The following is a 22,713-nucleotide window of genomic DNA, read 5'->3' on the forward strand; positions in this document are numbered from 1 at the left end:
GCCATCGCACGGACATGTGGCCATCCCGGGGCCGAGTCGTGTCGCCGTCTAGCGGCGGCCGACCGGCTCATCGCGGCCGACGTCATCGGGGCGCGCACTGCGGGAGGGCAGGTCCAGCATAGTGACCAGCCACTCAGAAGGGGTTCAGGTGACGCCCGATGTTCACGAGTCGGGTCACCCGGCCCCTCGTCCGCCGGGCGTGTCGTGCTCCGCGGCCCGTCGTTCTGCACGGGGTGTCTGCACGGGATGGGGGAGCGGGGCATCATCGCGGCGCTTCCATCGCGTAAACTGTCGACGACCCGTGGACATTCCGGGTCAGCGCATGCCCGGACGCCGCCGCAGTCGTCCACCGAGTGTGCGAGCTGATGCGAACAGACTGAGGTTCCCTTGCCGACTGCCACCGTGACCAGGCCCGACACCGATCGACCCCGATCGACGCTGTCCCGCAAGGTCCGTGCGTACGTCTCGTTGACCAAGCCGCGCGTCATGGAGCTGCTGCTCGTGACCACCGCGCCGACCATGTTCCTGGCCGAGCGTGGCGTGCCGGACCTCTGGCTCGTGTTCTGGACGATGCTCGGCGGGGCGATGTCCGCCGGCTCGGCGTCGGCCTTCAACTGTTACATCGACCGTGACATCGACCGCCTGATGAAGCGGACCAGCACCCGCCCGCTGGTGACCGGTGAGCTCTCGGACCGCGAAGCCCTCGTGTTCTCGTGGATCCTCGGCGTCCTGTCGACGGCGGTGCTCGGGTTCCTGGTGAACTGGCTCGCCGCAGCCCTGAGTGTCATCGCGATCCTCATCTACGTGTTCGTCTACACGCTGTGGCTCAAGCGCCGCACCCCGCAGAACATCGTGTGGGGCGGCTCGGCCGGCTGCATGCCCGTGCTCATCGGCTGGGCGGGCGTCACCGGCTCGCTCACCTGGGCCCCGGTCATCCTCTTCATGGTGATCTTCCTCTGGACGCCGCCGCACTACTGGCCGCTGTCGATGAAGTACCGCGACGACTACGACGCCGCCGACGTCCCGATGCTCGCCGTGGTCCGCGGCCGCACCGTCGTCGGCCTGCAGGTCGTGCTGTACGCCTGGGCGACGCTCGTCTGCTCGCTCCTGCTCATCCCCGTTGCGCACATGGGGCCGCTGTACACCGTGGTCGCACTGGCCGGTGGCATCTGGTTCGTCGTCGAGTCGCACCGGCTGTACTCGCGGGCGATCCAGCACGTCGAGCACGTCCAGCCGATGCGCGTGTTCCACAGCTCGATCACGTACCTGACGCTGCTCTTCATCGCCGTGGGCATCGATCCGCTGCTGCCGCAGGTCTTCACCTTCTAGGCACTGCGGGCCGCCACTGGGCGACGTCGTACGACGAACTCGATGTCGCACGACGTCGCCTTCGTCGTCGGTGCGCGTGCGCGACGGTTGCGCGCGCGGGGATGCGACGTCCTCGACGTCGTTGCGGGTCAGCGCGCGATCTGGCGCGGCTGTGGACGTGCCCACCAGGCGGCCGGGAGGCCCGTGGCGGCGCCGCCACGGGCCTCCCGGCTGCCCTGTGTGTCCGTGGGCGCGGGGCGCACGCGTGGCCCGGGATGCGTGTGCAACGAACGACACTCCACGAGTCGATCGACTCGTGGGGTGTCGCGAAACGGGTGTTGCGCGTGCGACGCGCCCGGGCGTCAGGCGGCGTCGAGTGGTTCGCGCACGGCCTCGCGACCGGCGCTGGCGCGCGTGGCGAGCACGACCGCCGTGGTGGCCCCGACGAGCAGCCCGGCGAGCACCATGTGCGTGCCCACCAGTCCGACGGGCAGGCCGGTGCGGGCCTGGGTCAGGCCGACGGCGATCTGCAGGAACTCGACGACGAGCAGCAACAGCGCCCACTTGCTCGAGATCCGCAGTCGGACGGCGCCGACGACGAGCACGAGGGTCAGCGCGAACAGGGCGTACGCGGGCCAGGCGTGCACGTGCTCCATGACCGCGGGGTCGAAGCCCGTGCGGTGCAGCATCCCGCCGTCGACGGCCTCGTCGGCACCGGCGTGCGGGCCGCTGCCGGTCGTCAGGATGCCGACGAGCACGGTGACCACGACGGCGGCGACGGTGCCGCGGACGACGCCGGTGTACCAACCGGGAACGAGGCGGTGGCTGGTGCGGGGGCCGTGCATCGTCCGGTAGACCAGGGCCGCGGTGACCGAGGTCAGGGCGGCGGACACGACGAAGTGCAGCCCGACGACGAACGGGTTGAGGTTCGTGAGCACGCTGAGCCCGCCGATGACGGCCTGGACCGGGATCGCGACGCCCTGAGCGAACGCGAGCCAGAACAGTTCGGGGCGCGTGCGGAGCATCCGGACCACGGCCAGGAACATCGCGATCGCCACGATGACGAGCACGAAGGTGAGCAGTCGGTTGCCGAACTCGATGATCCCGTGGATGCCCATCTCGGGCGTGGAGACGAGCGAATCGGCCGTGCACTTGGGCCAGGTGGGGCATCCGAGGCCCGACGCGGTCAGGCGGACGAGGCCGCCGGTGCCGATCAACACGACCTCGACCACGAACGAGGCCCACGCCAGCGCGATGACCCGGCGGTCGACGACCCGGGGGAGCGACCACCACCGTGCGGTCCGGAGATCCTGGTCGACGGGGGGTCCGACGCGAGTCACGAGGGTGGTGCCTTCCTGTTGTTCCGTGCAGTGAACCTGTAGGATTCGAGGGTTCAGCAGCAGTCAAGTCTAGGCAGGCGCCGGCTCCGAATGGGCCGAGATCGCCGATCGATCCAGGGACTGCGTGGAACCATTGTCGTTGCGAGGGAGCAGCACCGTGTCCGCCTGTCGGCGGTCTGCGGTGGAATGGCGTCCAGACGCCACGGGTTCACACCTGAAGACGCTGCCCCGCGAGAAGGAAACGAGGAGACCATGTCCGACGTGCTCATCGACCGTCCCGAGCTCGAAGGGCTCGGGCAATACGAGTTCGGCTGGTCCGACTCCGACTCGGCCGGGGCCTCGGCCCGCCGTGGGGTCTCGGACGAGGTCGTCACCGACATCTCGAACCTCAAGCACGAGCCCGAGTGGATGCTCAAGAACCGGCTCAAGGGCCTGCAGCTCTTCGGCCGCAAGCCGATGCCGACGTGGGGTGCCGACCTGACGGGCATCGACTTCGACAACATCAAGTACTTCGTGCGCTCGACAGAGAAGCAGGCGCAGTCGTGGGAAGACCTCCCCGAGGACATCCGCGCGACCTACGAGAAGCTCGGCATCCCCGAGGCCGAGCGCCAGCGCCTCGTCGCCGGTGTCGCCGCGCAGTACGAGTCCGAGGTCGTGTACCACCAGATCCGCGAGGACCTGGAGCAGCAGGGTGTCATCTTCATGGACACCGACACCGCGCTCCGCGAGCACCCCGAGCTCTTCCAGGAGTACTTCGGCACCGTGATCCCGGCCGGCGACAACAAGTTCGCCGCGCTGAACACGGCCGTGTGGTCCGGCGGCTCGTTCGTATACGTCCCCAAGGGCGTCCACGTCGAGATCCCGCTGCAGGCCTACTTCCGGATCAACACCGAGAACATGGGCCAGTTCGAGCGGACGCTGATCATCGCGGACGAGGACTCCTACGTCCACTACATCGAGGGCTGCACCGCGCCGATCTACAAGTCGGACTCGCTGCACTCGGCCGTCGTCGAGATCATCGTGAAGAAGAACGCCCGCGTTCGGTACACGACGATCCAGAACTGGTCGAACAACGTCTACAACCTCGTGACCAAGCGTGCGATCGCGCACGAGGGCGCCACGATGGAGTGGATCGACGGCAACATCGGCTCCAAGGTGACGATGAAGTACCCCTCGATCTACCTCGCCGGTGAGCACGCCAAGGGCGAGACCCTGTCCGTCGCGTTCGCCGGCCCCGGCCAGCACCAGGACGCCGGCGCGAAGATGATCCACATGGCGCCGTACACGACGTCGTCGATCGTCTCGAAGTCGATCGCCCGTGGCGGCGGTCGTGCGGGGTACCGCGGCGAGGTCCGGGTCGACCCGGCGGCGCACCACGCAGCGAACACCGTGCGGTGTGACGCGCTGCTCGTCGACACCATCAGCCGGAGCGACACGTACCCGGCGATCGACATCCGCGTCGACGACGTCCAGCTCGGGCACGAGGCCACGGTCTCGCGCGTGAGCGAGGAGCAGCTCTTCTACCTGATGTCCCGCGGCATGGCCGAGGACGAAGCGATGGCGATGATCGTCCGTGGCTTCATCGAGCCGATCGCCCGCGAGCTCCCGATGGAGTACGCGCTCGAACTCAACAAGCTCATCGAGATGAGCATGGAAGGATCCGTCGGCTAGATGTCCAGCACCACCCCTCCCCACATCGACCAGCCGATCGAGCCCGCGGCACCCGCCCAGGGTGCCGAACAGCACGGCGCCGGAGCCCACTCCGACGGCGGCTGGGACGCCCCGGACAAGAAGATCCCGGTCCAGACCCGCTCCGAGCGGTTCCAGTCCGGCGACCTCGAGGCGTTCCCGACCGTCACCGGCCGCGAGGTGAACTGGAAGTTCGCGCCCCTGGCGAAGCTCCAGCCGCTCCTCGACGGCGGTCTCGACGGATCCGCCTACCGGTTCCTCGCCCGCCAGTCCGACGGTGCCGACGTCGAGTGGGGTCGCAGCGACGACCCCCGCGTCGGCACCGCCGGTCTGCCCGAGGACCGTGCAGCGGCCGCTGCGTGGTCCGCGCGCGACGCCGTCCTCGCCGTCACCGTCAAGGCAACCGAGGCGCACGAGTTCATCACCATCACGCGTTCCGACTTCGGCACGCAGCCCCGCGCGGCGCACACGGTCATCACGGCCGAGCCGCACGCCCAGGGCATCGTCGTGCTGGACAACCGCGGCAGCGCACTGCTCAGCGAGAACATCGAGATCGTCGTGCAGGACGGCGCACGCCTCACCGTCGTCAGCCTGCAGGACTGGGACGACGACGCGGTGCACGTCTCGACGCACTTCGCCGAGGTCGGCCGCGACGCCTTCCTGAAGCACGTCGTGGTCTCGCTCGGCGGCGACGTCATCCGGGTCAACCCCTCGACGCACCTCGGTGCGCAGGGCGCCGACACCGAGATGTACGGCGTGTACTTCGCCGACGCCGGTCAGTACATCGAGCAGCAGGTCTACGTGAACCACGACGCGCCGAACACGCGCGGTCGGGTCAACTACAAGGGCGCGCTGCAGGGCAAGGGCGCGCACACCGTGTGGATCGGTGACGTGCTCATCGGTCGCGCCGGTGACGGCACCGACTCGTACGAGCAGAACCGCAACCTCGTGCTGACCGACGGCACCCGTGCCGACAGCATCCCGAACCTCGAGATCGAGACCGGCAACATCGAGGGCGCCGGCCACGCGAGTGCGACCGGTCGCTTCGACGACGAGCAGCTGTTCTACCTGCAGGCCCGCGGCATCCCCGAGGAAGAAGCGCGTCGGCTCGTCGTGCTCGGCTTCCTGGTCGAGGTCATCCAGAAGATCGGTGCGCCCGAGCTCGAGGAACGACTCATCGCCGCGGTCGAGCAGGAACTCGCCGAGGGACGCTCGGTGATCGTCGCGCCGGCGGAGGCCGACGCCTGATGCCCACGAAGGTCTGCGCGGAGTCCGAGATCGCGGTGGACAGCCCCATGCGCGCCGTCGTCGACGGCACCGCGGTGGCCATCGTGAAGGACTCGTCCGGCACCGTGCACGCCATCGGCGACACCTGCACCCACGGGGACATCTCGCTGGCCGAGGGCTTCATCGAGGGCGACACGCTCGAGTGCTGGGCCCACGGCTCCCGCTTCTCGCTCGCCACGGGGAAGCCGCAGAACTTCCCGGCGTACGAGCCCGTCCCGGTGTTCCGGGTCGAGGTGCGCGAGGGCGACGTCTACGTCGACGTGCACGACCCCGTGCCCGTCGACTGACACCGCCTCCCGGCCCCCACACTTTCCGCGGCCCGTCCGCGACACGACAGAAAACCGAAGGAACCCACGCAATGTCCACTCTGGAAATCCGCGACCTCCAGGTCTCGATCGACACCGATCAGGGCACCAAGGAGATCCTCAAGGGTGTCGACCTCACGATCAACGAGGGCGAGATCCACGCGATCATGGGGCCGAACGGCTCCGGCAAGTCCACGCTGGCGTACACGATCGCCGGGCACCCCCGGTACAACGTCGTCGGTGGCTCGATCACCCTCGACGGCGAGGACGTCCTCGCGATGAGCGTCGACGAGCGCGCCCGTGCCGGCATGTTCCTGGCGATGCAGTACCCGGTCGAGATCCCCGGCGTGACGGTGTCGAACTTCCTCCGCACCGCCAAGACGGCGATCGACGGCGAGGCCCCGGCCCTGCGCGGCTGGATCAAGGAGCTCCGCCAGTCGATGGCCGACCTCAAGATGGACTCGTCGTTCGCCGAGCGCAACGTCAACGAGGGCTTCTCCGGTGGCGAGAAGAAGCGCCACGAGATCATGCAGCTCGAGCTCCTCAAGCCCCGCTTCGCCGTGCTCGACGAGACCGACTCCGGCCTCGACGTCGACGCGCTGAAGATCGTGTCCGAGGGCGTGAACCGCGCCAAGGCCGCGACCGGCCTGGGCGTGCTGCTCATCACGCACTACACGCGCATCCTCCGCTACATCAAGCCGGACTTCGTGCACGTGTTCGTCGCGGGCAAGGTCGCCGAGCAGGGTGGCCCCGAGCTCGCCGACCGCCTCGAGAACGAGGGCTACGACCGCTACGTGCAGGCCGCGGCGGCGTCCGCCGCAGAGGCGCAGGCGTGATGATCGCGGCACTCGCCCCGGAGAAGTTCGACGAGGTCGTCGAGGGCCTGAAGGAGGTCCAGGACCCGGAGCTCGGCGTCAACATCGTCGACCTCGGCCTGATCTACGACCTGGCCTGGGACGACGAGGCCTCGGCGCTCGTGATCAGCATGACGCTGACGAGTGCCGGCTGCCCGCTGACCGACGTCATCGAGGGCGACACCGCGAACGCCCTCGACGGCATCGTGGACGCCTTCCGCATCAACTGGGTCTGGATGCCGCCGTGGGGTCCGGAACGGATCACCGACGACGGGCGCGAGATGATGCGCGCGCTCGGGTTCGCGATCTAGTCGCGACCACACCGCAGACGGGAGGCCCGGTGCCAGCTGGCACCGGGCCTCCCGTCTGTCCGTGGTCGCGTCACGCGCGGGGCGCGACACGCCGCTCACGTTCGCCGAGTGGTCACGTTCTGTCGGCCGACCGCGCTCCGGGCGACGGAAGGTGACCACTCGGCGTCCGGCTGGCGGGGAGTCGTGACCGACCCACGGCCCGCCGCCCCGCACGCAGCGGACGCAGAACGGCCCCGCACCGATCGGTGCGGGGCCGTTGTCGTGCGCAGCGTCAGCGGCGGCCGAGCGCCTTCCACGCGAGCGGCACGATGCCCGCGGCGATGAGCGCCTTCGCGATCCCACCGACGATGAACGGGTACAGGCCGGCGGCGAGCACCGACTGCAGGTCGTTCGGTGCGCCGAGCTGCCCGAGCACGACCGCCAGGTACGGCAGGCCGGTCACGAACGGGATGGCACTCGCGAGCAGCATCGCGACGGCTGCGCGCCCGAAGTGTCGGTCCCAGTTGCGGCGGGCCAGCCAACCGACGACGCCCGCGGCGGGGATGAACCCGATGACGTAGCCGAAGCTCGGCACGGCCAGGGCCTGCAGGCCGCCGGTCATGTCGGCGAAGAACGGTGCGCCCGCGAGGCCGGCGACGGCGTAGACGAGCAGCGAGAGCATGCCGCGGCGGGCACCCAGGGTCGCGCCGACGAGGACGACGGCGAGCGTCTGCCCGGTGATCGGGACCGGCCACATCGGGACCTCGAGCTGTGCCATCGCAGCGGTGAACAGGGCTCCGCCGGCGACGAGGGCGGCGTTCGTGGCCAGCCCGTGCGTCCGCAGACGGTCGGCGAGGACTGCGCGGGGAGCGAACCCGGTGGCGTTCGTCATGGATTCTCCTAGAATGGACTGCTGGTCCCGTTCGGAACCATCGGTCCCGTCAGCGTAGCGGTGCACCTCACGCACACGTCGTTGTGCAAACCCACCAACTGATTGGACGTCCACTGTGCTTGCCGTGCACGAACTCGAGATCCGCGTCGGAGCTCGTCTCCTCATGGAAGACGTGTCCTTCCGTGTCGAGAAGGGCGAGAAGATCGGACTCGTCGGCCGCAACGGCGCGGGGAAGACGACGATGACCAAGGCCCTCGCGGGCGAGACGCAGCCGAACGGCGGCACGATCGACCGCGGTGGTGAGATCGGCTACCTGCCGCAGGACCCGCGCTCCGGCGACCCGGAGGAGACCGCACGCAAGCGCATCCTCGACGCCCGCGGGCTCGGTGAGCTCGTGGAGGGCATCCGCCTCGCCACGCTCGACATGGCGAGCGAGGACACCGCCGTCGCCGAGAAGGCGATGCGCCGGTACAGCCGACTCGACGACCAGTTCAACGCGCTCGGCGGCTACGCGGCCGAGGCCGAGGCGGCGTCGATCGCGTCGAACCTCAAGCTGCCGGACCGCATCCTCGACCAGCAGCTCAAGACCCTGTCCGGTGGTCAGCGTCGTCGCATCGAGCTCGCGCGGATCTTGTTCTCGGACGCCGAGACGATGATCCTCGACGAGCCCACGAACCACCTCGACGCCGACTCGGTCGTGTGGCTGCGCGAGCACCTGAAGACCTACCCCGGTGGCGTCATCATCATCTCCCACGACGTCGAACTCGTGGAAGAGGTCGTCAACCGCGTGTTCTACCTCGACGCCAACCGCCAGACCATCGACATCTACAACATGGGCTGGAAGCTCTACCAGCGGCAGCGCGTCGCCGACGAGGAGCGTCGTCGCAAGGAGCGCGCCGGCGCCGAGAAGAAGGCCGCCACGCTCAAGGACCAGGCCGCCCGGTTCGGGGCGAAGGCCTCGAAGGCCGCCGCTGCGCACCAGATGGTCGCGCGTGCCGACAAGCTGCTCGCTGGTCTCGAGGACGAGCGCGTCGCCGACCGGGTCGCCAAGATCCGCTTCCCCACGCCGGCCCCCTGCGGCCGCACGCCACTGATGGCCGAGGGGCTGTCGAAGTCCTACGGATCGCTCGAGATCTTCGCGGGAGTCGACCTGGCGATCGACCGCGGTTCGCGCGTTGTCATCCTCGGGTTCAACGGTGCCGGCAAGACGACGCTGCTCCGGATCCTCGCGGGTGCCGACCTGCCCGACACCGGTGAGATCCAGCCCGGCCACGGTCTGCGCATCGGGTACTACGCGCAGGAGCACGAGAACATCGACATCAACCGCACCGTGATCGAGAACATGGTGTCGGCGTCGACCGACCTCAACGAGACCGAGGCCCGTCGCGTGCTCGGTTCGTTCCTGTTCACCGGGGACGACGGCTACAAGAAGGCCGGGGTCCTGTCCGGCGGTGAGAAGACGCGTCTGTCGCTCGCGATGATCGTCGTCTCGGGCGCGAACGTGCTGCTGCTCGACGAACCGACGAACAACCTGGACCCGGCGTCGCGCGAGGAGATCCTCAACGCCCTCGCGGGGTTCGAGGGCGCCGTCGTCCTGGTGTCGCACGACGCCGGTGCCGTCGAGGCGCTCAACCCCGAGCGCGTGCTGCTCCTGCCGGACGGCACCGAGGACCACTGGAACAAGGACTACGCGGAGCTCATCGAGCTCGCCTAGCGGGCGGTCACGACACCCCGCTCAGGTTCGCCGAGTGGTCACCATGTGTCGTCGCCGTCGCCGGCGAGCGACGGTTCGTGACCGCTCGGCGGCACGCGTGCGAGCGCGTCGTGACCAGCGGCCGGGCGGCGTGCGGTGGTCGACGTGACCGTAGGACGGACGGGAGGCCCGTGGCGACGCCGCCACGGGCCTCCCGTCCGCTGTCCCGTCGGTCAAGGCAACCCGCTCACGTCCGCCGAGTGGTCACCACGTGGCGTCACCGGCGTCGACGGGCGACGGTTCGTGACCGCTCGGCGGCGCGCCCGCGGCGAGCGGCCCGGCGCAGCGCGTCAGCGGCGGGACGCGATCAGGTCGTCCTCGATCTCGGCGTCGGTCTTCGGCTTGGCGTCCTTGCGGCGCTGCCGCTCCTGGGCGCGCTCGCGTTCCTCCGGGTCGTCCTGGTTGAGGTTCCGGTACTCCTGCACCATCACGTACGCCAGGAACCCGAAGCCGCCGGCCGCGAACAGGAACCACTGGATGAAGTAGCTCAGGTGCAGGCCGGTGTCGGCGGTGGGACGCTCCCAGCCGAGCGGGCGCGCCTCGGTCGGGGCGGGGGACTCGGAGGCGAGCTCGCCGTACGCACCGGTCCAGATGGGGGTGTCGACCTTCTTCGCGACGTCGGCCAGGGTCACCGACTGCACCTGGTCCGTGTGCGCGGGGTCGGTGCGGCCGGGGATCCGGGGCTCGCTCTGCTGCAGGCGGACGATCGCCGTGACCTCGCCCGACGGGGGAGCGGGCACGTGGTCGGGGGCGTCCTGCGCGTCGCCGGTCGGGACCCAGCCGCGGTCGACGATGAACGCCCGGCCGTCGTCGGTGACCAGGGGGGTCAGGACCTCGAAGCCGGGCTGGCCGTTGTGCACGCGGTTGCGGACGAGCAGCTGTGCGTCGATGTCGTAGCGGCCGGTCACGGAGACGCGGAGCCACTCCTGCTCGTCCTGCCAGCTCGACGCCGTCGGCAGCGCCTGGTCGAGGGGGACCGGGGTGTGGTCGTAGTTCTGGGCGACCTGCTCGTTCTGACGCACGGCCTCGTTGCGGCGGTCCCACTGCCACATGCCGAACAGGGCGCAGACGATCGCGAAGGCCACGGCGATCGCGAAGTACCCGAGCCAGCGGCGACTGCGGACGAAGTGCCAGCCGACGAAGGGCTCGTCCGGGTCCTGGGTGGGGCGTACGTCGTCCGGCACGGAGCGACGGGCGTGGTCGGCGGCGCGTTGCAGCTTGGCAGCGTGCTTCCGGCCGTACCGGGAGTGCGGGTCGAAGTCGTCGGTCATCGACCGGTGCCGGTGGAGCGCACCCCGACGTCGTTCTTCGGCGACGAGGCGGGGTCGCGTTCGTCGTCGAGCCGGTCGACGTCCTCGTGCATGCCGGTGACGCGCACCGGGAAGGTGCGGGACCTCAGGTAGTCGGCGAGGAAGTCGCGGTGCTCCTCGCACGCGGCCCAGATCTTCACGCGGTCGGCGGAGTGGATCCGGGGGTTGCGCCAGTTCACCCGCCACGCTGCCGTGTTGGAGCAGCCGGCTCGGGAGCAGACGGGGGTCGAGCCCGGTTCGGTGTGCAGGTCGAAGGTCGCGCCCATCAGCGGGGTCCCCACATCTTCGAGCGGTCGCCGTTGCGCTGCCACTCGTCCTGCGCGTGCTGGGCCTGCTGCCGGAGGCGGTCCTGCTCGTCGCGGTAGGCCTGGGCCCGGTCCTCTTCCTGCTGCTCGCGGAGGCCCGGGTCGACCGCGTCGTAGAGCTGCATCGCACCGGCGGGCGAGATCATGTCGCTCTCGGTCCGGCTGCCGGCGTTCGCGACGATCACGGCGACCCAGGGGATCACGGCGGCGAGGACGATCGGCACGACGGCGATCCAGGAGTGCCAGATGGAGTAGACGAGCACGGCCACGACGAAGAGGACGACGCGGATGGCCATCTGCCACACGTAGCGGGACAGGCGGTGCGCCCGGTCCAGCTCCGGCGAATCCGGGAGCGTGGTGATGCTGGTGTGCGTGCTCTTCATACAGATGGTCTCCGTCTACCCGTGGTCCAGCCTAAGCCTCCGGGGCCGATCGTGGGTGCGCCGCGCGCGAACGGGCTGCGGTGCTGGCTCCGCTACGCTCGTCCGGGCGTGTCCGCCGACCCGTCGGCACGACACGACCGCACACCACCACCGAACGGAGCGACCATGAGCACCCCCCGTACCGTCCTGATCACCGGCGGCAACCGTGGCATCGGCCACGCCCTCGCCGAGCGTTTCGTCGCCGCCGGGCACCGCGTCGCGGTCACGTCGCGCAGCGGACAGGGCGGACCCGAAGGGGCCCTCACCGTGCAGGCCGACATCACCGACACGGCCTCGGTTGACGCCGCCTTCACGCAGGTCGAGGCCGAGCTCGGACCGATCGAGGTGCTCGTGGCCAACGCCGGCATCACGAACGACCAGCTGCTGCTCCGCATGTCCGAGGACGACTTCACGAGCGTCGTCGACACCAACCTGACCGGCACGTTCCGGGTCGTGAAGCGCGCCACCAAGGGCATGATGAAGGCGAAGTTCGGCCGCATCGTGCTCATGTCGAGCGTCGTCGGCGCCTACGGCCAGATCGGCCAGGTCAACTACGCGTCGTCGAAGGCCGCGCTGGTCGGCATGGCCCGGTCGATCACCCGTGAGCTCGGCTCGCGCGGCATCACCGCCAACGTCGTCGCGCCCGGGTTCATCCAGACCGACATGACGGCCGCGCTGTCCGACGAGCTGCAGGCCGAGTTCAAGAAGGCGATCCCGGCGGCCCGGTACGGCACGGTCGACGACGTCGCCGACGCCACGCTGTTCCTGGCGAGCGACGGGGCCGGCTACGTCTCCGGCGCGATCATCCCGGTCGACGGCGGCCTCGGCATGGGCCACTAGCCAGCGCCTGCGCGTCGTCTCGTGCTCAGCGACAGTTCACGGGTGCTCGCGCGCGTGACGTGTAGCTGAGCGCGGGGAACCGGACGGTCCGCTCAGCCGCGCAGGCCGAGCGTCGCGAGCACGGCGGACAGGTCGCGGTCCACGACGGCGACGTCCGCCTGCTCCCGCACGCGCGGCTTCGCGTCGAACGCCACCGACAGGGCGGCGACGCGCATCATCTCGAGGTCGTTCGCCCCGTCGCCGATCGCGACGGTGCGGACCGCGTCCACGCCGTCGGCCTCGGCCCACTCGCGGAGGGCGACGGCCTTGGCGTGCGCGTCCACGACGTCGCCGAGCACACGGCCGGTCAGCACGCCGTCGGACACCTCGAGTCGGTTCGCCCGGCAGTGGTCGAGACCGAGCTGCTCGGCGAACGGGTCGAGGACCTCGTGGAACCCGCCGGACACGACACCGACGGTCCCACCGGCGGCGTGCACGCCGCGGACGAGTTGGTCGGCACCCCGCGTCACGCGGACCGCCTGCTGTGCGCGTCGGAAGACGTCGACCGGGAGGCCCGCCAGGGTTGCGACACGCTCCCGGAGGCTCTCGGCGAAGTCGATCTCCCCGCGCATGGCGCGCTCCGTGATCGCCGCGACCTGTGGCCGGGTCCCGGCGGTGTCCGCGAGGAGTTCGATCACCTCGTCCTCGAGGAGGGTGGAATCGGCATCGAGGACGACGAGGAAGCGGGGCACGGACCAACGGTACCGACAGACGGAGGCACGGCTCGCGTCCGTGACGCGAGCCGTGCCTCCTGACCGGTTGTTCCTATGCGTCGACGCGGACGCCCTTGCCGACCACGGTGATGCCGGACTCGGTCACGGTGAAGCCGCGGGCCTCGTCGGCCTCACGGTCGATGCCGACCTGCGCTTCTGGCGCGATGACGACGTCCTTGTCCAGGATCGCCCGGTTCACGACCGAGCCGGCGCCGATCGTCGCCCGCTCGAACACGATCGAGTCGAGGACCTTCGCGCCGGAGTCGATCCCGCACCACGGCCCGATCATGCTGCGTTCGACCTGTGCGCCCGACACCAGGCAGCCGAGCGACACGAGTGAGTCCACCGTCGAGCCGGTGTTGCCGTTGGCGTCCCGCACGAACTTCGCCGGCGGCAGGTTCGTCTGCTGGTTGAAGATCGGCCAGTCCTGGTTGTACAGGTTGAACACCGGCACCGGGGCGATGAGGTCCATGTGCGCGTCGAAGAACGAGTCGATCGTCCCCACGTCGCGCCAGTAGTACTTGTCGCGGTCGGTGGACCCCGGGACCTCGTTGCGCTGCAGGTCGTAGACCCCGGCGTCGCCGCGGTCCACGAAGTCGGGGACGATGTCGCCGCCCATGTCGTGCGCAGATGACTCGACCTGGCCGTCGCGAAGCACCGCGTCGACGAGGGCGTCCGCGTTGAACACGTAGTTGCCCATCGAGGCGAGGACCTCGCCGGGGGAGTCGGCGAGGCCGACCGGGTTCTTCGGCTTCTCGAGGAAGGCGTCGATCTTCGTCGGGTCGTCGGCGTCCACCTGGATGACGCCGAACTGGTCGGCGAGCTCGATGGGCTGACGGATTGCCGCGACGGTGGCGCTGCGACCCGAGGCGATGTGCGCCTCGACCATCTGGTGGAAGTCCATCCGGTACACGTGGTCGGCGCCGACCACGACGACGATGTCGGGACGCTCGTCGCGGAGCAGGTTGAGCGACTGCAGGATCGCGTCGGCCGAACCGGCGAACCAGCGCTTGCCGAGTCGCTGCTGCGCGGGGACCGACGCCACGTAGGACCCGAGCAGGCCCTCCATGCGCCAGGTCTCGGCGACGTGCCGGTCGAGACTGTGCGACTTGTACTGGGTGAGGACGACGATCTTCTGCAGACCGGAGTTCACCAGGTTCGACAGCGCGAAGTCGATGAGACGGAAGTTCCCGCCGAACGGGACTGCGGGCTTCGCCCGGTCGGCCGTGAGCGGCATGAGCCGTTTCCCCTCGCCGCCAGCGAGCACGATGCCGAAGACCTTCTTTGGTGCCATGCCGCTCACAGTAGGCGTCAGCACTGGGAACCGGTTACCTTGAACCCGTGCGAGTCGATCTACTGACCAGGGAGTATCCGCCGGAGGTCTACGGCGGAGCGGGTGTCCACGTGGCCGAACTGACTGCTGCGTTGCGGTCGGGGACCGACACCGATGTCCGGGTCCGGGCCTTCGGGGCCTTCCGCGACGAAGCCGACGTCTGGGGGTACCGCACGCCGGCCGGCCTCGAGCAGGCGAACGGCGCGCTGCAGGCGCTCGGCACCGACGTGGCCATCGCCGCCGACGTCGAGGGTGCCGACCTCGTGCACTCGCACACCTGGTACGCGAACTCGGCGGGCCGGATCGCGCAGTTGACCTACGGGATCCCCCACGTCGTCACGGCGCACAGCCTCGAGCCGCTCCGCCCGTGGAAGGCCGAGCAGCTCGGCGGCGGCTACCGCCTGTCGAGCTGGATGGAACGCGAGGCGTTCGAGAACGCCGACGGCGTCATCGCGGTGTCGAAGGCCATGCGCGCCGACATCCTGCGCTCGTACCCGTCGATCGACCCGGCGAAGGTGCACGTCGTCTACAACGGCATCGACATCGACGCCTGGAAGCCGCAGGTCGACGAGGACGCCGTCCGCGCCCTCGGCATCGACCCGTCGCGCCCCAGCGTCGTCTTCGTCGGTCGCATCACCCGGCAGAAGGGCCTGCCCTACCTGCTCCGTGCCGTGGCGTCGCTCCCCGAGGACGTCCAGATCGTGCTGTGCGCCGGTGCCCCGGACACCCCGGAGATCCTCGCCGAGGTCACCGGGCTGGTCGAGGGCCTGCGCGAGCAGCGCGAGGGCGTCGTCTGGATCGACCGGATGCTCGCGCACGAGGAGATCGTGAACGTGCTGTCCTCGGGCACCGTGTTCGTGTGCCCGTCGATCTACGAACCGCTCGGCATCGTGAACCTCGAGGCCATGGCGTGCGGCATCCCCGTCGTCGGCACCGGCACCGGGGGCATCCCCGAGGTCGTCGCGGACGGCTTCACCGGTCGCATCGTGCCGCTCGACCAGGCGCAGGACGGCACGGGCACCCCGACCGACCCCGACAAGTACGTGGCGGACCTGGCTGCGACCCTCAACGAGGTGCTCGCCGACGAGGGGCTCGCGAAGCTCATGGGTCGCGCCGGACGCCTGCGCGTCGAGTCCGAGTTCACCTGGGACGCGATCGCCACGAGGACACGGCAGGTCTACGACGAGGTGCTCGGCCGGACCCCGTAGGCTGGTCGCATGCCCTCGGTCGTGCGCTTGTCAGACGTCTCCGTGGTCCGCAACGGGGCCACCATCCTCGACTCGATCTCGTGGGGGGTGCAGGACGACGAACGCTGGGTCGTGCTCGGCGCGAACGGCGCCGGCAAGACCACGCTGCTGCAGGTCGCCGGTGCCCAGACGTTCCCGACCTCGGGTGACGTCGAGGTGCTCGGCACCGAGCTGGGCGGCGCCGACCTGTTCGAGCTCCGCCCGCGCATCGGCTTCGCGTCGACCGCCCTGGCCCGGCGCATCCCGGTGACCGAGAAGGTCATCGACGTCGTGCTGACGGCCGCGTACTCGGTCACGGGTCGCTGGAACGAGGAGTACGAGGAGCTCGACGTCCGCCGTGCCCAGCGCGTGCTCGAGGAGTGGGGCCTGGGGTCGTTCACCGACCGCACCTTCGGCGAGCTGAGCGACGGCGAGCAGAAGCGCGTCCAGATCGCCCGTGCCGTCATGACCGACCCGGAGATCCTGTTCCTGGACGAACCGGCCGCCTCGCTCGACCTCGGCGCCCGTGAGAGCCTCGTCCGCACCCTCGGCGGCTACGCCCAGAGTGCCGACTCGCCGGCCATCGTGATCGTCACCCACCACGTCGAGGAGATCCCCGCCGGGTTCACCCACGCGCTGGTGCTCGCCGACGGCCACGTGCAGGCCGCCGGGCCCATCGACGAGGTCCTGACCGACCAGACCCTGACCGAGGCGTTCGGCATCGCGCTGTCCGTCACGAAGGACGCCGGCCGGTACACGGCGCGCGCGTCCTAGCGCTGCGATCGCGCCGTCCGTCTGGTAACGTTGACGGCTGGCGCAAGCCGATGACTTCCCGCGCATCTCGCGCAATCCCACCACCGCTACCGCTATCGAGGAAACTCCATGAAGACCGACACCCACCCCGAGTACCGCGCCATCGTCTTCCGTGACCTGGCCTCCGGTGAGACCTTCCTGACGCGTTCGACCGCGAACAGCGACAAGACGATCGAGCTCGACGGTGCCACCTACCCGGTGATCGACGTCGAGATCTCGTCCGCTTCGCACCCGTTCTACACGGGCAAGCAGCGCATCCTCGACTCGGCCGGTCGCGTCGAGAAGTTCAACCAGCGCTTCAAGGGCTTCTCCAAGTAAGCAGCCCCACAGCACGTCGGAACGGGCGGTCCTCCTTCGGGAGGACCGCCCGTTCTGCGTCGTGCGGCCGGTGCGCGGGTCAGGCGCCGTTGCGGTGCGGCCAGCGACCGTCGGCGGTGAAGGACGGGTCGCGCTTCTTGCGCATGTACTCCTGGAACGAGGTCGCCTGCTCGGCGCACCACCCGACCTGCTTGCGGTGGAGCTCTTCTGCCGAGATGCCGAGCTCGTCCTGGTACTTGCCGGCGATGGCCTGGGCGACGCGACCGGCCGCGATGGCGTCGGCACCGGCGTCGTGTGCGTCGTCGAGGGTGACGCCGTACAGCTCGGACGCCGCCTCGAGCGTGCGCTTGCCCTTGCGGAAGGTGTCGAGTGCCTTGTCGATCACGAGCGGGTCGACGACGTTGCCGATGACGGGGGAGGCGAACCCGTGCCGCTTTGCCTCGCGGTCGAGGACCGTCAGGTCGTACGGGGCGTTGTAGATCACCAGCGGGATGCCGCGGGCGAACACCGCCTCGATCGCGGCGATGATCTCGGCGACGACCTCGGCCGCGGGACGCCCCTCGGCCTGGGCGCGCTCGGTGGTGTAGCCGTGCACGGCCGCGGCGCCCTCGGGGATCGCGATGCCCGGGTCGGCGATCCACGCACCCTCGGCGATGGAGGCACCCGTCATGTCGATGAGGCCGACGTGCGCCGTGACGATCCGCGCCGTCTCGACGTCGACTCCGGTGGTCTCGAGGTCGAAGACGCCGAGGGCGTGCCACCAGGGGCGTCCGGAGAGGTCCTGCGCCGGGGCGGGCGTGTCGAGCCGTGCTGTCGGATCCAGCTGTGCTGTGGGGAACGTCACGCGGTCAGGCTAACGGGACGCACCGACACGACCGGTGCTACCCGACCGGCGCGCCGACGTGCAGCCAGTAGAACGACTGCGTCCCGAGGGTCAGCGTGACGGTGCCGTCCTCGTCGAACGCGGGGAACGAACCGCCGCCGAACAGGTCGTAGAGCGGCCGACCGGCGAACTCCGGCGCCGACACCGTGACCGACGTCGGGTTCGTGGCGAACGAGAACACGCACAGCACGTCCTCCGCCGACGGCCCGAACTGCTGGCCGGAGCCCTCCCACGAGCGCACGAACGCGAGCACCGACTCGTTCGAGGTCTCCTGCACGTGCAGGGTCCCGAGCCCGAACACCGGGTGGGCCTTCCGCACGTGGATGACGTTGCGCACCCAGTGCAGCAGGGAGCGGGACTGGGCGAGCTGCGCCTCGACGTTGACCTGCGCGTAGTTGTACACGAGCGACTGCACCACGGGCAGGTAGAGCTTGCCCGGGTCTGCCGTGGAGAACCCGGCGTTGCGGTCGGGGGTCCACTGCATCGGCGTGCGGGACGAGTCGCGGTCGGGGAGCCAGATGTTGTCGCCCATCCCGATCTCGTCGCCGTAGTACAGGAACGGCGAGCCCGGCAGCGAGAACAGCAGTGCGTGGATGAGTTCGAGTTCGGCCCGCGAGTTGTCGAGCAGGGGAGCGAGGCGGCGGCGGATGCCGATGTTCGAGCGCATCCGGGGGTCGTAGCCGTACCAGCCGTACATGGCCTGCCGGTACTCCTCGCTGACCATCTCGAGCGTGAGCTCGTCGTGGTTGCGGAGGAACACACCCCAGGCTGCCGCGGACGGCACGTCGAGCGTCTCCGACAGGATCGCCGACAGCTCCTTGGCGTGCTGCGCCCGGAGCGAGTAGAAGATGCGGGGCATCACCGGGAAGTCGAACGCCATGTGGCACTCGGGCTCCTCGTCGGTGCCGAAGAAGGCGGCGGTCTCGCGCGGCCACTGGTTCGCCTCGGCGAGCAGGACACGGCCGGGGTACTCGTCGTCCACCATCGCGCGCATCTTCTTGATGAACTCGTGGGTCTCCGGTTCGCCCTCGCCGTTGCCCTCTTCCGACTCGAACAGGTACGGGATCGCGTCGAGCCGCAGACCGTCGACACCGAGGTCGAGCCAGTGCCGCACGACGTCGTACACGGCCTCGACCACCGCGGGGTTCTCGAAGTTCAGGTCGGGCTGGTGCGAGAAGAACCGGTGGAAGAAGAACTGCCGGCGGACCGGGTCGAACGTCCAGTTCGACTCCTCGGTGTCGACGAAGATGACCCGGATGTTCGGGTACTCCTCGTCGGTGTCCCGCCAGACGTAGAAGTCACCGAAGGGGCCGTCGGGGTCCTCGCGGGACTGCTGGAACCACTCGTGCTGGTCGCTGGTGTGGTTGATCACCATGTCGATGACGATGCGCATGTTGCGCTCGTGCGACTTCGTGACGAGCTCGCGGAAGTCGTCGAGCGTGCCGAACTCCGGCAGGATCGCCTTGTAGTCGGCGATGTCGTACCCGCCGTCGCGCATCGGCGACTGGAAGAACGGCGGCAGCCACAGGGCGTCGACGCCGAGCCACTGCAGGTAGTCGAGCTTGCCGATCACGCCCTGCAGGTCACCGATCCCGTCGCCGTTCGAATCGACGAACGAGCGGATCATGCACTCGTAGAAGACCGAGCGCTTGTACCACTGCGGGTCGAGCGTCAGGCCGGGCAGCTGGATCGGGGCTGTGAAGGTCACCGTGCTCCTCGTCGTCATCGACGGGCCCGTCGACGGCCCGCCCCGGACACGATAGGCGCGCGATGCTGCGGGTGTCCGGGGTTTCGTGCGGTTGTCTTCGTAGACTGGCGCCGATGCAACCGCCCGTGCTCTCCCCGTACCAGTCGCTCATGGCCGCCACCCCGGTGGTCCACCGGTCCGTGCAGGTCGACGGCCGAACCACGCACTACTGGGAGTACGGGCCGTCCGACGCGACGCAGACCGTCCTGGCGGTGCACGGGTTCCGCGGCGACCACCACGGCCTCGAGACGATCGCCGCGCACCTGCAGGACGTCCGCGTGATCGTGCCCGACCTGCCCGGCTTCGGCGTGTCCGACCCGTTGCCGGTGTCGGACATCGAGTCGTACGTCGGCTGGCTGCGCGCGTTCCACGAGGCGCTCGGGCTCGGGCGCGACGCCGTCGTCCTCGGCCACTCGTTCGGGTCGATCGTGGTGTCCGCCACCGTGGCTGCCGGGCTCGACACCCGGCTGCTCGTCCTCGTGAACCCGATCGCCGCGCCGGCGCTGCAGGGACCCCGTGCCGTGGGCACCGGGATCGCGATCGGCTACTACAAGGCCGGCGCGGTGCTGCCGAAGCCGATCGGGCTCGGGATCCTGCGGAACGCCGCCATCGTGCGGGTGATGAGCATCGCGATGCTCAAGTCGCACGACCGCGGGATGCGCCGCTGGGTGCACGACCAGCACGACCGGTACTTCTCGGCCTTCGCGAACCGCACGAGCGTGCTCGAGGCGTTCCGGACCTCGGTCACCCACGACGTGTCCGAGTACGCGGACCGCATCGACGTGCCGGTGCTGATGATCGCCGCGGAGCACGACGACATCACGGCCGTCCCCGAGCAGCGCGCCCTGGCCGCCCGCCTCCGCGATGCCGAACTCGTGGTCATCCCCGGGGTCGGGCACCTGGTGCACTACGAGACACCGGCACCGGCCGCTGCGGCGGTGCTGCGCCGGATGGCGGACACGGCCGCGCGCCCTGGACGGGGCCGCAGCACCAAGGCACGCCGACCGTCGGGCGTGGGACGGGCCTCCCGGACGACCGCGACGAAGACGACGGCGAGCGACGCGAAGGAGTCCGACGCGTGACGCGCCTGCGGATCGGCATCGACTGCCGGTACGTGCGGATCGGCCGGCACGACGGCATCAGCCGCTTCACCGCCGGAGTGGCCTGGAACCTGCCCGACCGGCACGACGCCGTGCTGCTCGTCCACGACGAGCGCCAGCTCGAGTCACTGCCGCGCGACCTGCCGTGGGAGCTGCTGCCGGCACCCACCGACGTGGGGGAGCCGCTCGTAGCACGGCGGGTGAACCGGCTCGGCCTCGACGCGGTGTTCTCGCCGATGCAGACGATGGGTTCGCGGGGGCGCGACTACGCGCTCGTGCTCACCCTGCACGACCTGATCTACTACCGGAACCGGACGCCTCCGCGCGAGTTCTCGTGGCCGCTCCGGCTCGGGTGGCGCGCGTTCCACCTGTCGTGGGTGCCGCAGCGCGTCCTGCTGAACGGCGCCGACGGGGTGGTCACGGTGTCCGAGACCACCGCGGGGCTCATCGCCGAGCACCGGCTGACGAAGCGTCCGGTGACGGTGGCGTACAACGCTGCCGACCCGGCGGCTCCGCGTGCGGCGGGTGCGCCGCGGGAGCGCTCGCTCGTCTACATGGGGTCGTTCATGCCGTACAAGAACGTCGAGACGCTGGCGGCCGCGCTGCCGCTGCTCGGCGCGGACTGGACCCTGCACTGCATGTCGCGGGTGTCCGACGCCGACCGCGCACGGATCGAGGGGCTCGCGCCGACCGGCTCGATCGTGTTCCACGACGGTGCGACCGACGAGGAGTACCTGTCGGTGCTCCGATCCGCCACGGCCCTGGCGACGGCGTCGTACGACGAGGGCTTCGGCATCCCGCTGGTCGAGGCGATGGGCGTCGGGACCCCGGTCGTGGTGAGCGACATCCCGATCTTCCGCGAGATCGGGGGCGATGCGGCCGAGTACTTCGACCCGGCGTCGCCGTCGGCGGTGGCGGCTGCGGTGCGGCGGGTCGAGGAGCGGTGGGACGAGGCCTCGGCGCAGTCGGTCGAGCGGGCCGCGCGGTTCCGGTGGCAGGACTCGGCGGAGCAGGTCGTGCGGGCGGTCGAGCGGGCCGTGGCCGACCGGCGCGCGCGGTAGCGGGGGGCGGGGGCGGGGCGCGGGGGCGGAGCGCGCGCACGCGGTTTGCGACAGACCACGCGTCGATCGACTCGTGGATTGACGCAGAACGCGCGCGGGTCGTGCTACTTCGCCGCGACCACCTCGACGCTCGCCCCGGGGAACACTTTGTGCGTCTCCTCGGTCACCCGCGCCACGATCGGCGGGACGGCGGCCCCTCGCCCCGGGGTCTCGACGACGATCGACTGGTCGGCGGCGCGGTCCGACGGCGTGCCACCGCGTTCCCACGAGCAGCGGACGGCCGTGACCCCGCCGATGTGGTCGAGCGTGTCCGCCAGTACCAGGCGCTTCGCGGTCACCGTGCGCGAGTCGGAGACACCCACCTCGAGGGTGCCGAGGTCGGCGATCGCGACGACCCGGACGCCGTTGCCACCGGACGAGTCGGTCGCGCGGCTCAGCGTCTCGACCAGGTCGGTGCGCGCGGCGGCGTCGAGCGACGGGTCGGCCGTGATCGTCGCGGTGGCGTCGTAGCTCGCGAAGCCGGTCTTCTCGGCCGGGTGGTGGCGGACCTCGGTGACGCCCGGCACGTCGGCGAGCCGGTCGTCGAGGCGGTCGAGTGCCAGGTCCGGCCGGGGGAACACGCCGCCGATGCCGGTCTGCACGCTGCCGATGATGGTACCGAGCACGAGGGCGATCACCCCGGCGACGACGACGGTGCTGCCGCCGATGACGAGCCAGGTGCGTGCCCGTTGCCCGATCGTGCGGGTCTGCACGCTGGCGGTCTCGGGGCCGAAGGCACGGTCGAGGTCGTCGTCCTGCTGGTCAGTGGCTTGCCAGCCACCCGGGTCGGTTCCGTCGGTCACCATGTCGCCCCCTGGTTCGGGTGCGTCGGAGCCTAGTCGCAGG

Annotated in this window: 22 protein-coding genes and 1 pseudogene; 13 read left to right on the forward strand and 10 right to left on the reverse strand. The window is 70.0% G+C overall.

All coding sequences use genetic code 11. The annotated features are described in order from the left end of the window. Positions 1–402 precede the first annotated feature (402 nt). Positions 403–1,329, forward strand: coding sequence for a heme o synthase (locus tag EDF33_RS13770; RefSeq protein ID WP_111083966.1), 927 nt, complete (start codon positions 403–405; stop codon positions 1,327–1,329). 341 nt (positions 1,330–1,670) lie between these two features. On the opposite strand, the gene EDF33_RS13775 is transcribed toward EDF33_RS13770, so the two are convergent. Next, entirely contained in the window at positions 1,671–2,648 is a 978-nt protein-coding gene (locus EDF33_RS13775) for a COX15/CtaA family protein (RefSeq protein ID WP_111083967.1), read from the reverse strand. Between the two features lie 252 nt (positions 2,649–2,900). On the opposite strand from EDF33_RS13775, the gene sufB reads away from it, so the two are divergent. The 5 genes from sufB to EDF33_RS13800 all read left to right on the forward strand — a co-directional run bounded on the left by sufB (position 2,901) and on the right by EDF33_RS13800 (position 7,094). Continuing rightward, positions 2,901–4,319 (forward strand): Fe-S cluster assembly protein SufB, encoded by a 1,419-nt coding sequence (sufB, locus tag EDF33_RS13780; protein ID WP_111083968.1) that lies wholly within the window; start codon positions 2,901–2,903, stop codon positions 4,317–4,319. Further along, on the forward strand, positions 4,320–5,585 hold the full coding sequence (gene sufD, locus EDF33_RS13785) for a Fe-S cluster assembly protein SufD (RefSeq protein WP_132100326.1): 1,266 nt from the start codon (positions 4,320–4,322) through the stop codon (positions 5,583–5,585). It abuts the gene before it with no gap. Next, positions 5,585–5,911, forward strand: a complete 327-nt coding sequence (locus EDF33_RS13790) for a non-heme iron oxygenase ferredoxin subunit (RefSeq protein ID WP_111083970.1) — start codon at positions 5,585–5,587, stop codon at positions 5,909–5,911. The genes sufD and EDF33_RS13790 overlap by 1 nt, the downstream gene beginning before the upstream one ends. A gap of 71 nt (positions 5,912–5,982) precedes the next feature. Then, a complete protein-coding gene (gene sufC, locus EDF33_RS13795) occupies positions 5,983–6,765 on the forward strand; it encodes a Fe-S cluster assembly ATPase SufC (RefSeq protein WP_111083971.1) in 783 nt (260 codons plus the stop codon). Next, positions 6,765–7,094, forward strand: a complete 330-nt coding sequence (locus EDF33_RS13800) for a metal-sulfur cluster assembly factor (protein WP_111083972.1) — start codon at positions 6,765–6,767, stop codon at positions 7,092–7,094. The genes sufC and EDF33_RS13800 overlap by 1 nt, the downstream gene beginning before the upstream one ends. A gap of 271 nt (positions 7,095–7,365) precedes the next feature. Here the strand turns inward: EDF33_RS13800 and EDF33_RS13805 are convergent, their stop codons facing one another. Beyond that, the gene (locus tag EDF33_RS13805) at positions 7,366–7,965 is read right to left on the reverse strand and encodes a biotin transporter BioY (RefSeq protein ID WP_123294377.1); all 600 of its coding nucleotides are present in this window, start codon (positions 7,963–7,965) and stop codon (positions 7,366–7,368) included. A 115-nt stretch (positions 7,966–8,080) separates the two neighbouring features. Between EDF33_RS13805 and EDF33_RS13810 the strand changes: the two genes are divergently transcribed. Continuing rightward, complete coding sequence (locus EDF33_RS13810; protein ID WP_123294378.1) at positions 8,081–9,679, forward strand: ABC-F family ATP-binding cassette domain-containing protein; 1,599 nt, start codon at positions 8,081–8,083, stop codon at positions 9,677–9,679. A 329-nt stretch (positions 9,680–10,008) separates the two neighbouring features. Here EDF33_RS13810 and EDF33_RS13815 read toward each other — a convergent pair whose 3' ends face one another. The 3 genes and pseudogenes from EDF33_RS13815 to EDF33_RS13825 form a co-directional block, all read right to left on the reverse strand. Then, positions 10,009–10,989 carry an SURF1 family protein gene (locus tag EDF33_RS13815; protein ID WP_132100327.1) on the reverse strand — a complete coding sequence of 327 codons (981 nt, stop codon included), beginning with the start codon at positions 10,987–10,989 and terminating at the stop codon, positions 10,009–10,011. A 98-nt stretch (positions 10,990–11,087) separates the two neighbouring features. Then, positions 11,088–11,294: pseudogene (locus EDF33_RS13820) on the reverse strand (hypothetical protein); the annotation flags it as partial. Next, positions 11,294–11,716 carry a DUF3099 domain-containing protein gene (locus EDF33_RS13825; RefSeq protein ID WP_123294380.1) on the reverse strand — a complete coding sequence of 141 codons (423 nt, stop codon included), beginning with the start codon at positions 11,714–11,716 and terminating at the stop codon, positions 11,294–11,296. The pseudogene EDF33_RS13820 and the gene EDF33_RS13825, both read right to left, overlap by 1 nt. Before the next feature lie 165 nt (positions 11,717–11,881). Between EDF33_RS13825 and fabG the strand changes: the two genes are divergently transcribed. Then, the gene (gene fabG, locus EDF33_RS13830) at positions 11,882–12,595 is read left to right on the forward strand and encodes a 3-oxoacyl-ACP reductase FabG (RefSeq protein WP_027465673.1); all 714 of its coding nucleotides are present in this window, start codon (positions 11,882–11,884) and stop codon (positions 12,593–12,595) included. Positions 12,596–12,687: 92 nt separating this feature from the next. On the opposite strand, the gene serB is transcribed toward fabG, so the two are convergent. Beyond that, on the reverse strand, positions 12,688–13,326 hold the full coding sequence (serB, locus tag EDF33_RS13835; protein WP_131920127.1) for a phosphoserine phosphatase SerB: 639 nt from the start codon (positions 13,324–13,326) through the stop codon (positions 12,688–12,690). Between the two features lie 73 nt (positions 13,327–13,399). Further along, positions 13,400–14,641, reverse strand: a complete 1,242-nt coding sequence (gene glgC / locus EDF33_RS13840) for a glucose-1-phosphate adenylyltransferase (protein ID WP_132100328.1) — start codon at positions 14,639–14,641, stop codon at positions 13,400–13,402. Positions 14,642–14,688: 47 nt separating this feature from the next. Here glgC and glgA point away from each other — a divergent pair, with 47 nt between their 5' ends. From glgA to EDF33_RS13855, 3 genes are all read left to right on the forward strand, one after another. Next, positions 14,689–15,888, forward strand: a complete 1,200-nt coding sequence (glgA, locus tag EDF33_RS13845; protein WP_132100329.1) for a glycogen synthase — start codon at positions 14,689–14,691, stop codon at positions 15,886–15,888. 9 nt (positions 15,889–15,897) lie between these two features. Beyond that, complete coding sequence (locus tag EDF33_RS13850; RefSeq protein WP_111083979.1) at positions 15,898–16,680, forward strand: ABC transporter ATP-binding protein; 783 nt, start codon at positions 15,898–15,900, stop codon at positions 16,678–16,680. 108 nt (positions 16,681–16,788) lie between these two features. After that, the gene (locus EDF33_RS13855; protein ID WP_017887280.1) at positions 16,789–17,037 is read left to right on the forward strand and encodes a type B 50S ribosomal protein L31; all 249 of its coding nucleotides are present in this window, start codon (positions 16,789–16,791) and stop codon (positions 17,035–17,037) included. 79 nt (positions 17,038–17,116) lie between these two features. Here the strand turns inward: EDF33_RS13855 and EDF33_RS13860 are convergent, their stop codons facing one another. Then, positions 17,117–17,881, reverse strand: a complete 765-nt coding sequence (locus EDF33_RS13860; RefSeq protein ID WP_132100330.1) for a 3'-5' exonuclease — start codon at positions 17,879–17,881, stop codon at positions 17,117–17,119. 37 nt (positions 17,882–17,918) lie between these two features. Then, on the reverse strand, positions 17,919–19,628 hold the full coding sequence (gene treS, locus EDF33_RS13865; protein WP_111084171.1) for a maltose alpha-D-glucosyltransferase: 1,710 nt from the start codon (positions 19,626–19,628) through the stop codon (positions 17,919–17,921). Positions 19,629–19,741: 113 nt separating this feature from the next. Between treS and EDF33_RS13870 the strand changes: the two genes are divergently transcribed. Then, positions 19,742–20,749 carry an alpha/beta hydrolase gene (locus EDF33_RS13870; RefSeq protein ID WP_132100331.1) on the forward strand — a complete coding sequence of 336 codons (1,008 nt, stop codon included), beginning with the start codon at positions 19,742–19,744 and terminating at the stop codon, positions 20,747–20,749. A gap of 5 nt (positions 20,750–20,754) precedes the next feature. Next, positions 20,755–21,828 (forward strand): glycosyltransferase, encoded by a 1,074-nt coding sequence (locus tag EDF33_RS13875; RefSeq protein WP_132100439.1) that lies wholly within the window; start codon positions 20,755–20,757, stop codon positions 21,826–21,828. A gap of 104 nt (positions 21,829–21,932) precedes the next feature. Here EDF33_RS13875 and EDF33_RS13880 read toward each other — a convergent pair whose 3' ends face one another. Further along, complete coding sequence (locus tag EDF33_RS13880; protein WP_132100332.1) at positions 21,933–22,673, reverse strand: hypothetical protein; 741 nt, start codon at positions 22,671–22,673, stop codon at positions 21,933–21,935. Positions 22,674–22,713 lie beyond the last annotated feature (40 nt).

This window comes from Curtobacterium sp. PhB146 (assembly GCF_004342995.1).
Lineage (GTDB): Bacteria > Actinomycetota > Actinomycetes > Actinomycetales > Microbacteriaceae > Curtobacterium.

Coding starts and splice junctions, on each gene's coding strand:
- sufB (WP_111083968.1), top strand. CDS start 2,901: ATGTCCGACGTGCTCATCGACCGTCCCGAGCTCGAAGGGCTCGGGCAA.
- sufD (WP_132100326.1), top strand. CDS start 4,320: ATGTCCAGCACCACCCCTCCCCACATCGACCAGCCGATCGAGCCCGCG.
- EDF33_RS13790 (WP_111083970.1), top strand. CDS start 5,585: ATGCCCACGAAGGTCTGCGCGGAGTCCGAGATCGCGGTGGACAGCCCC.
- sufC (WP_111083971.1), top strand. CDS start 5,983: ATGTCCACTCTGGAAATCCGCGACCTCCAGGTCTCGATCGACACCGAT.
- EDF33_RS13800 (WP_111083972.1), top strand. CDS start 6,765: ATGATCGCGGCACTCGCCCCGGAGAAGTTCGACGAGGTCGTCGAGGGC.
- EDF33_RS13805 (WP_123294377.1), bottom strand. CDS start 7,965: ATGACGAACGCCACCGGGTTCGCTCCCCGCGCAGTCCTCGCCGACCGT.
- EDF33_RS13815 (WP_132100327.1), bottom strand. CDS start 10,989: ATGACCGACGACTTCGACCCGCACTCCCGGTACGGCCGGAAGCACGCT.
- EDF33_RS13825 (WP_123294380.1), bottom strand. CDS start 11,716: ATGAAGAGCACGCACACCAGCATCACCACGCTCCCGGATTCGCCGGAG.
- fabG (WP_027465673.1), top strand. CDS start 11,882: ATGAGCACCCCCCGTACCGTCCTGATCACCGGCGGCAACCGTGGCATC.
- glgC (WP_132100328.1), bottom strand. CDS start 14,641: ATGGCACCAAAGAAGGTCTTCGGCATCGTGCTCGCTGGCGGCGAGGGG.
- EDF33_RS13850 (WP_111083979.1), top strand. CDS start 15,898: ATGCCCTCGGTCGTGCGCTTGTCAGACGTCTCCGTGGTCCGCAACGGG.
- EDF33_RS13855 (WP_017887280.1), top strand. CDS start 16,789: ATGAAGACCGACACCCACCCCGAGTACCGCGCCATCGTCTTCCGTGAC.
- EDF33_RS13870 (WP_132100331.1), top strand. CDS start 19,742: ATGCAACCGCCCGTGCTCTCCCCGTACCAGTCGCTCATGGCCGCCACC.
- EDF33_RS13880 (WP_132100332.1), bottom strand. CDS start 22,673: ATGGTGACCGACGGAACCGACCCGGGTGGCTGGCAAGCCACTGACCAG.